At 67.8% G+C, this 7,794-nt stretch carries 7 protein-coding genes and 1 pseudogene; 3 read left to right on the forward strand and 5 right to left on the reverse strand.

Annotation, left to right across the window (positions count from 1 at the left end):
• Positions 1–91 precede the first annotated feature (91 nt).
• The 4 genes and pseudogenes from ACFWP5_RS46255 to ACFWP5_RS46270 form a co-directional block, all read right to left on the reverse strand.
• Positions 92–322, reverse strand: a complete 231-nt coding sequence (locus tag ACFWP5_RS46255; RefSeq protein ID WP_384171380.1) for an RICIN domain-containing protein — start codon at positions 320–322, stop codon at positions 92–94.
• A gap of 134 nt (positions 323–456) precedes the next feature.
• Positions 457–879: pseudogene (locus ACFWP5_RS46260) on the reverse strand (reverse transcriptase domain-containing protein); the annotation flags it as partial.
• Positions 880–942: 63 nt separating this feature from the next.
• Positions 943–2,127, reverse strand: a complete 1,185-nt coding sequence (locus ACFWP5_RS46265) for an ISAs1 family transposase (protein WP_384171342.1) — start codon at positions 2,125–2,127, stop codon at positions 943–945.
• Between the two features lie 211 nt (positions 2,128–2,338).
• Positions 2,339–3,271 (reverse strand): bestrophin family protein, encoded by a 933-nt coding sequence (locus ACFWP5_RS46270; protein WP_384171345.1) that lies wholly within the window; start codon positions 3,269–3,271, stop codon positions 2,339–2,341.
• Between the two features lie 517 nt (positions 3,272–3,788).
• Between ACFWP5_RS46270 and ACFWP5_RS46275 the strand changes: the two genes are divergently transcribed.
• The 3 genes from ACFWP5_RS46275 to ACFWP5_RS46285 all read left to right on the forward strand — a co-directional run bounded on the left by ACFWP5_RS46275 (position 3,789) and on the right by ACFWP5_RS46285 (position 6,036).
• Positions 3,789–4,226, forward strand: coding sequence for a VOC family protein (locus ACFWP5_RS46275; RefSeq protein ID WP_384171348.1), 438 nt, complete (start codon positions 3,789–3,791; stop codon positions 4,224–4,226).
• Positions 4,227–4,439: 213 nt separating this feature from the next.
• On the forward strand, positions 4,440–5,180 hold the full coding sequence (locus ACFWP5_RS46280) for an SDR family oxidoreductase (RefSeq protein WP_384171351.1): 741 nt from the start codon (positions 4,440–4,442) through the stop codon (positions 5,178–5,180).
• 28 nt (positions 5,181–5,208) lie between these two features.
• A complete protein-coding gene (locus tag ACFWP5_RS46285) occupies positions 5,209–6,036 on the forward strand; it encodes an enoyl-CoA hydratase/isomerase family protein (RefSeq protein WP_384171354.1) in 828 nt (275 codons plus the stop codon).
• A gap of 368 nt (positions 6,037–6,404) precedes the next feature.
• On the opposite strand, the gene ACFWP5_RS46290 is transcribed toward ACFWP5_RS46285, so the two are convergent.
• Entirely contained in the window at positions 6,405–6,953 is a 549-nt protein-coding gene (locus tag ACFWP5_RS46290) for a hypothetical protein (RefSeq protein ID WP_384171356.1), read from the reverse strand.
• Positions 6,954–7,794: the final 841 nt, after the last annotated feature.

The raw sequence follows: 7,794 nt of genomic DNA on the forward strand, positions 1-7,794 counted from the left end.
GGCCCGGCCGACGGACGTCCGTGCAACGGCGAACTCCCACGGACCGCTGAGCGCAGGCAACTCCGCAGACAGCACACAGGTGAACGGAGCGTCAGTTCTTGCCGGCCAGGCTCCAGATCTGGTTCTTCTTTGTGCTCAGTGCGCTCGCGGCATCGCAGGTCCACTGGTGGATCTGGGCGCCGGCGGTGGTCGAAACGTTGCTGACACCGACGCACTTGCCGCTGTGGACGGCGACGAGTTGGTAGTCGTGGCTGTTGCCGAGTGCGGTGACGGGGTTGAGGGTGAACTGCTGGTAGGTGGCGCCGTTGCAGGTGTACCGGATGACGGCGGCGCCGTCAGCGGTGGAGGCGCCGGAGACGTCCGCACCAGCACAGGGGCGCCCCGGGCCGTGAACGTGCCACGGTTACCCGCACCGGCATCCCGGTATCGACTCCCTGCCGCTGTCTCCATCCCATGCAGAGCAACGTTCAACAGCAACGGACTGAGCACTCCGCCTTGGGGAGTTCCCTCGTCCGTCCGCCTGAGGCGACCCTCTTCAACCACTGCGGCCCGCAGCCACCCTCGGATCATGCTCTGACCAGGGAACATGCCCAGGGCGTCCAAGAGCTTGGCGGGGTTGATCCGGTCGAATGCCGCCGCGAGATCAGCGTCGAGCACCCACAGTCGGGTGGCACCCTTGCGCCCCATCGTGTTGTAGATGGCCTCGATCGCATCGTGGCAGCCCCGGCCGGGGCGGAATCCGTATGACCTCGGCTCGAACTCTGCTTCCCACTCGGGTTCCAGATCGTTCTTCACCCGGTTTTGAAGCACACGATCGATGATCACGGGAATTCCGAGAGGCCGCTGCTTTCCGTTGGCCTTCGGGATGAATACGCGCATGACTGGACGGGCCTTCCAGGGCAGGGTTGTTTCAAAGCCCTTTGAGCGTGGCGTAGTTGCTGGTCAGGGGGTCACGCCCAGGAGGTCGAGTGGTCGGGTGAAGGGCTGGTAGGACATCTCCCTGAGGCCGGCAGCGATGTTGGTGTGGCCGTGCTCGCGGAGCCTGTTGATCGCGAGATTGCGCACGGGGGCCATGTTCTCCGGGCCGTGGCCGGTACGGACTTGGGACCGGTCCTCGTCGAAGGTGACATCACGGACGAACTGCAGCCCGTTCTCGATCACCCACTGCGCCCTGAGGAGCCGCGCGATCCTTTCCGGTGACGCGTCCCGGCTGGGCAGATCAGTGATCACGTAAACCGTCTCGCGGGTTCGCTTCCCGGTCTTCAGGCTGGTGCGGTGCCGGGTGATCTTCGCGACCTGCGCCGCATGCGGGAAGTCCAGGTCCTCGACGGTCAGCACCTGAACCACCCGTGTCTCCTTGCGGCCGTGGCCCTCGCTGCGGTCGTAGAACTTCGCCGTAGCCCGCTCCCAGGGCAGTGTGCGCAGGCGCTCGTGCAACGCGGGCCGGTTCTTCTTCACGGTGAACGCGTAGCGCGCCCCCTTCGTCCTGGCGAGGAAGACTGCGTGGCCGCGCTGAGTGTGCAGGGCATCGGCCGTGACCACGATCCCGGTCAGGTCGAACGGTTCCAACAGCGCGGCGAAGCAGGTGATTTCATTCGTCTTGTCCGGGACCCGCAGCCGGGTGAGGGTGCGGCCGTCGCCGGTCATCGCGGCGAGCAGGTGCGCGGCCGGCACATCGTCGTGACGTGAACCGCGGGCGCTCTTGCCGTCCGCAGCCACCGACTCCGCCCCCTGCGTGCTCTCGCCCGTCAGATCGGCCAGCCCGCCCGGACAGACGGAGACGATGATCCGGCGGATCGTCGCCGCAGAGGGTGCGACGTACAGGTTCAGCGCGGTCAGCAGGCGTGCACCGAGCCGTGCCAGAGTCGGTTGCGGAGCATTGCGGGCCCACTGCCCGATCGCCGCATACGAACGCGCTCCCCCACCACGGCCGAGGCTGCGATCAACAGCACCGCCACGAATGGGTGACGTACGCCCCGGCGATGGCGAGGGTCCGGCAGCCTGACCAGCCGCTCCGCCAGCGACAACCCCGAACACCCGGCCAGCACAGGCGACTTGACGAGGCAGACGGTGGCAGACTGACGGCACATCGAGACTCCGGTTCTGAACGGTGACTGGCAAGGTCATCCGTCCACAACGGGAGCCTCGATCCGCTCGTAGCGGCCTCCGTGAACATCGTCACCGCGCCGTGACCAGCAACTTCACCTCACCAACCGGACAACCGGACTTTGAAACAGCCCCGCACACCTCCTACGGACCCATCACCCGCCCGCTCGACCTCCTGGGCATGGCCGTGTTCTCGTCTACGGGCGAGCGCGGCGCAAGCGGTGGTTCACCGTCACCAGAGGTATCCGTCGACGGGCACGGCTTTGGCCGGGCGGTCCGGGACGTCGATGAGTTCAAGCAGATCACGTTCGAGGTTGATGGCCAGGGCGGTGATGGGAACATCCTGGACGCGGTTGGCGAACGGTTCCTCGTTGGCGGCGCCAACCCGTTCGATCAGCCGGAAGTACAAGGCGATCAGGAGCGTGGTGGGAATCACCAGCCACTGGTGGGCGGGTACGACGCTGATGGTCGCGAACGGGAAGACCACGACATAGCAGTGGACGAACATACGACTGAGGTAGTCGTGCGGCCGGGGGATCGGGGTTGCGCTCATGCGTTCCGCGAGTGCCTGCTGGACGGACAGTCCGGCCAAGGCAGTCTCCAGCTGGAAGTTGTCCAGACCGGCGAGGATTCCGGCGGCATAGCCTCGGAAGATGGCCTGGCTCTGCAGCCGGGCCAGGACGGCGGGCCCATTGTCGGCGGCGAGGACAAGGGCCGCCTCGTCGGCCGGCAGGAGGCGGGTGAGCTCGGCTGTGGCGTCCTGTTGGCGTAGCTGTCGGGCCAGGCTGTGAGCCCAGGCTGCCTGGCGGACGGCCAGGTCACGTTGCCAGGCGTGGACGGCGTCGGATGCGACGGAGCCCTGGGCGACCTTGGCATCGGTGAGGGACCGGGCGACCCGGATCAGGGTGCGCGACAGACCCGTGATCTGGGCCCAGATGGTGCTTGCTTCCCACCAGCGCTGGTAGGCGGTATTGGCGCGGAACGCGAGCAGGATGGCCAGAGCGGTACCAAGGACAGTGGCGACCAAAGACGGCAGCGCGAGCCAGGAGATTTCCGCGACGTCGACCAGCAGGTACACCGCAGTGGCGCTGATCGCGGCAAGCAGCAAATCGAATCGAACATACGGCACGGTCCGACGGAAGTTGAACGATTCCTTCACGATCACCGAATCAGCCTACGCGCCTGAAGGTCAGGCCGCCCGAGGTCGGGCGTCGGTGATGTGCAGGGCGTTACAAAGCCTCTTGATCTTGTGAGCGTCGCTGGTCCGGCCACAACCTGTCGGCTCCCCTCCGGCAGGGGCTCGTCATGGCCGCCACCCCCGGGGCCGCTCGGTCCTGCCGGCCCGCACCAGATGCGGCCGTTGGCCGGAGACGCCGCCCACAGTCTCGGACTTCTCGCATTCCCGGCCCTGGACCGCGGCAGACCCCATGCCGCCACCACCGCCCCAGGGGCGATCCAGACCCCCACTTGCGGGCACCGGTGGGGACGGCTCTCATGGTGTGGGACGCGTTCTCAGTGCCGGGGAGGCGTGTCGGCGGCTACGGAGTGCCTCCTGCAGAACCTGGGAAGCGTGAGGTCTGGGTGGCCATCGACCGTGCCACCGACCGCTGGAGGTAGAGATGGGCAGCGTGGAAGCGGGACCCGCCGGGAGCACCGGAACGCCTCCGGTGCAAGCCGGTGAGATGCGACTCGAAGTCGTGATATTGCCGGTCTCCGATGTTGACCGGGCCACGCGGTTCTACGGATCGCTTGGCTGGCGCCTGGATGCCGACCTGGCCGTCGAAGAGGGCTACCGGGTGGTGCAGTTCACCCCGCCGGGTTCCCTGTGCTCGATCATCTTCGGCGAGGGCGTGACCTCGGCCCCGTCCGGCTCGGCACAGGGACTGCAGCTCTCCGTGTACGACATCGACGCGGCCCGGGCGGCTCTCGTCGAACGCGGAGTGGACGTGAGCGAGGTGTTCCACGACATCACGGGCGTCTTCCACCACGCCGGGACCCGGGGACGCGTGGAGGGACCGGCTCCCGAGCACGCGGACTACGGTTCCTTCGTGTCGTTCAGTGACCCCGACGGCAACGGCTGGTTGCTCCAGGAGATCAAGACGCGCCTGCCCGGCCGCTGACAAGGACAGGCCAATGCCCACGACATACGACTGCATGGACGATCGCGTGGCGGCCCTGCGCCAGGCGGCCGAAGCCCGCGGGACCATGGCGAAGGCACAGCGCAGGTCCTGGAGCGGCCCGCGTGGCGCGCTCTCCGCGCGGTGCGGGAGGCGTCGAAAGGCTGCCGACACGAGCGGCCACCCGACACCGGGATATACAGGAGGAGTTCGGCAGTGACAATCCCAGCGCGCAAGCCCGAACTGCTCGGCCAGACCGTCGTTGTCATCGGCGGTAGCGCCGGCATCGGGCTGGAGACCGCCAGGCGTGCCCGGACCGAGGGTGCCGAGCTCGTCCTTGTCGGCCGCGATCCCGGCCGGCTGAAGCGCGCGGCCACAGAGCTCGGCACGCAGCGCACCGCGGCGTTCGACGCAACCGATCCCGCGGCCTTGGCGAGGTTCTTCCAGGACCTGCCGGCCCCGATCGACCACGTGATGGTGACGGCCGGCGCTCCAAGTTATGGGCCACTGCTCGACATGAGCGCCGCACAGGTACGGGACGCGATCAGTGGTCACGCAGTACTGGAGCTCGAAGTCGCGCGCAATGCCGTCGGGCGGGTAAGGCCCGGAGGCAGCTTGGTGTTCATGGGCGGCACCGGAGCACGGCGCGTCGGCCGAGGTCTCGGGGCTGCCTCCGCCGCCACCAACGCGCTGCCTCCGTTCACCGCAGCCCTCGCCCTCGAACTCGCACCGGTACGCGTCAACCTCATCGCGGCCGGCTTCGTCGACACTCCGCTCTCCGCCTCGCTGCTGGGCGACCGGATCGAGGAACGCCGCGCCGAACTGCGCGCGACGCTGCCGATCGGCCGCGTCGCGGGACCCGCGGACGTTGCGGCGCTGGCCGTCCACCTCATGGTCAACACGGCGTTGACCGGTGCGACATACGACATCGACGGCGGGCAACAGTTCGTCTCATGACGAACACACCAAGACCAACGGAGTCGACATGACCGCAGAGCAGTTTCACGTCGTCGAAGTCTCCCCCTCCTATTGGCGCGTGACGTTCGACAACGGCCCGGTCAACCTGCTGGACCCGGACACACTCGACCAGCTCGGCGCGCTCGTCGAACGCATCGAGACCAACCCGCACCTCACCGTGGTCGTCTTCCGCAGCGACACCCCCGGCTACTTCATGGCCCACTGGGACTTCAAGGCCGACAACGCCCGGGTGGCGGGGATGCATCCCGGACCGACCGGCCTGCACCCGTATCTGGACAACTTCGTACGGCTCAGCAAGCTGCCGGCGGCGACGATCTCCGAGATCCGCGGCCGTACCCGCGGCGCGGGCAGCGAGTTCGTGCTCGCCACCGACATCCGCTTCGCTTCCGAGAAGGCGGTCCTCGGCCAGTTCGAGGTCGGTGTCGGTACCGTCCCCGGCGGCGGACCCATGGCCCGACTCGGACGGCTGGTCGGCCGGGGCCGCGCCCTGGAGATCCTGCTGGGCGGCGACGACATTCCCGCCGACCTCGCCGCCCAGTACGGCTACGTCAACCGCCTCATCCCGGATGCCGAGATCGAGGACTTCACGGACGCGTTCGCGCGCCGCATCGCAGCCTTCGACAAGGTGGCCATCACCGGAATCAAGAAGCTGGTCGACGTGGCCACCCTGCCCGAGGACAGCGAATTCGCGCCCGGCCTCCAGGCGTACTTCTCCACAGCCGGCCGCCCGGAACACCGGCCGTTCGTCCAACGCCTGCTGGAGAACGGCCTGCAGGAGCCCGACGGCATCGAGACCGACCTCGGCACCGCGATCGGGCGGCTGCGGCAGCCGTGACACCGCCTACCGTGAGGATGCCTCCAAGGTCCGCCACCGGACGCGCGCACCAGAACACGGCCGCCCTGCACAACCTGGCGATCAACACCCCCCGCGGACCACAGCCACTGCAGCATCGCCGCCGGACTCCGCCACGTCCCCTACAAGCCCTTCACCCGCCCCTGGACCTCCTGCAGATCCTCTGACCAGCAGCGCAGCGCGATCACCAGGACTTTGAATCAGCCCCGGGGCGCAGCCGTCCACTCGTCGAACCTGCGGACCGTGCCGAGCCGGCAAGGGCGCTTTAGGCGGCGCTGTGCATTGGGCTCAGGGTCTAACCGCTGTGAGGCCACCATCCGGCTCGGTTATGACCGGCTCTCGACCGCAGTTCAGCACGGTTCAGTATCGTCGGCGGCCTGGTAGTCGGTCAGTCGCAGCAGCAGCTGGATGGCGACGACGTTGGCAAGGGCGGGGTCGCCATAGGCGTGCTCGACAGCTTCGTGGAAGACGGCGCGGGAAGCGGTCGGGGTGAACGCGGCTCCGGTGACGCCGTGGACCTGGACGTCGCGGACACGGAGCAAGGCATGTCCCCGGCGCATGGGCGGACATTGCCGGAGAGACAGGCGGGCGCAGGGCCGGCAGACGGGCGGGTACGTGGTGATGATCCCGTTGCCGTCGTCTTCGGCAGGCTGGCCGGGCAGGGTCGGGAGGAGCCACAGGACACCGTCGTGGTTCTCGTCGGGTTCCTGGCCGCAGATCTGGCACAGCAGGTTCAGTACGGCATGACGCTGGCGTGCTGAGTGGATCTTCCCGTACAGGGGCACGCCCTGCTCGGGCGCGTGTACCTGACGCATCCACAGCACGCCGTACGCGTCACGGTCGGCCGGTGTTTCATCCGCGTAGGCGACGCGGCCGGCCCGAGCGATCACTTCCTCCATGCTCGGGAGAGGCTCGTGGTCCGTCCGTGCGATGAACGGGCGAACCAGCGGCGCCCCTCCCAACGTGGACATCAGCTCGCGCTTCCCTCCCCGACACCCGAGACCGCGTAGGGGGGAGGCGGCGGCGGAAGAGGCGGAGGACCAACTTGGGCGAGAGGGGCACAGAACGTCTCGGGACGGCCCAGGATGCTGTCGGTGAGTTTCGTGACGCCCGTGAGGGTTCCGCCGCCCAGGTGGGTGTTAGCGGCCTCAGGCCTCCTGTAGTCGCCAAGGACCCCCCGGATCAAGCCACTTGCAGCGTGCGTCACCCCGGTGACCAGGCTGCCCGCCCCCACGGTCTGGCAGATCGCAGCGCGCGGAGCGGCCACCGGTGCAGCGGCGGCGGCAGGGGCCTGGGTGACCGCCAGGCCAATGGCCCCCACCACAGGCAGCGCCATCTGTGCGGCCAGCTTGGCCCGCATCCCCTTCGTACGCTCCATGCGTTCTCCTTCATCTGGCGCAGCCTCATGGCTGCCACCTGTCCCGCCCGGCCCCGGCCCGCGCAGGGACCGATGCAGGGCTGTACGTGACGTCGCATCACTAACGCCGAGCCGCTTCCTGGGACACGCGCGTCGATCTTGTTCGGCAACCAGCGCTCCCGCGCGGCGTCGTTTTCGCCGGAGCGCATGGAGGAGCTGTCGACGATCGGGATGGGTGGTCGTAGCGCACAGGCGCAGTAGTGGGGGGGGGCGCGGGGACGCACCCCCCCCCACACCGAGGGGACAACAACGGACACCCGACAAGAGATAAAAAAAAAAAAACAAACAAACAAAAAACAACAAAAAAAGAAATAAAAGATAAA

The sequence above is a fragment of the Streptomyces sp. NPDC058469 genome, assembly GCF_042721125.1.
Taxonomy (GTDB): Bacteria; Actinomycetota; Actinomycetes; order Streptomycetales; family Streptomycetaceae; genus Streptomyces.

What these genes read in the sequence shown, in the direction of transcription:
- ACFWP5_RS46265 (WP_384171342.1), bottom strand. Translation starts at nt 2,127, where the DNA reads ATGACCTTGCCAGTCACCGTTCAGAACCGGAGTCTCGATGTGCCGTCA.
- ACFWP5_RS46285 (WP_384171354.1), top strand. Translation starts at nt 5,209, where the DNA reads ATGACCGCAGAGCAGTTTCACGTCGTCGAAGTCTCCCCCTCCTATTGG.
- ACFWP5_RS46290 (WP_384171356.1), bottom strand. Translation starts at nt 6,953, where the DNA reads ATGGAGGAAGTGATCGCTCGGGCCGGCCGCGTCGCCTACGCGGATGAA.
- ACFWP5_RS46275 (WP_384171348.1), top strand. Translation starts at nt 3,789, where the DNA reads ATGCGACTCGAAGTCGTGATATTGCCGGTCTCCGATGTTGACCGGGCC.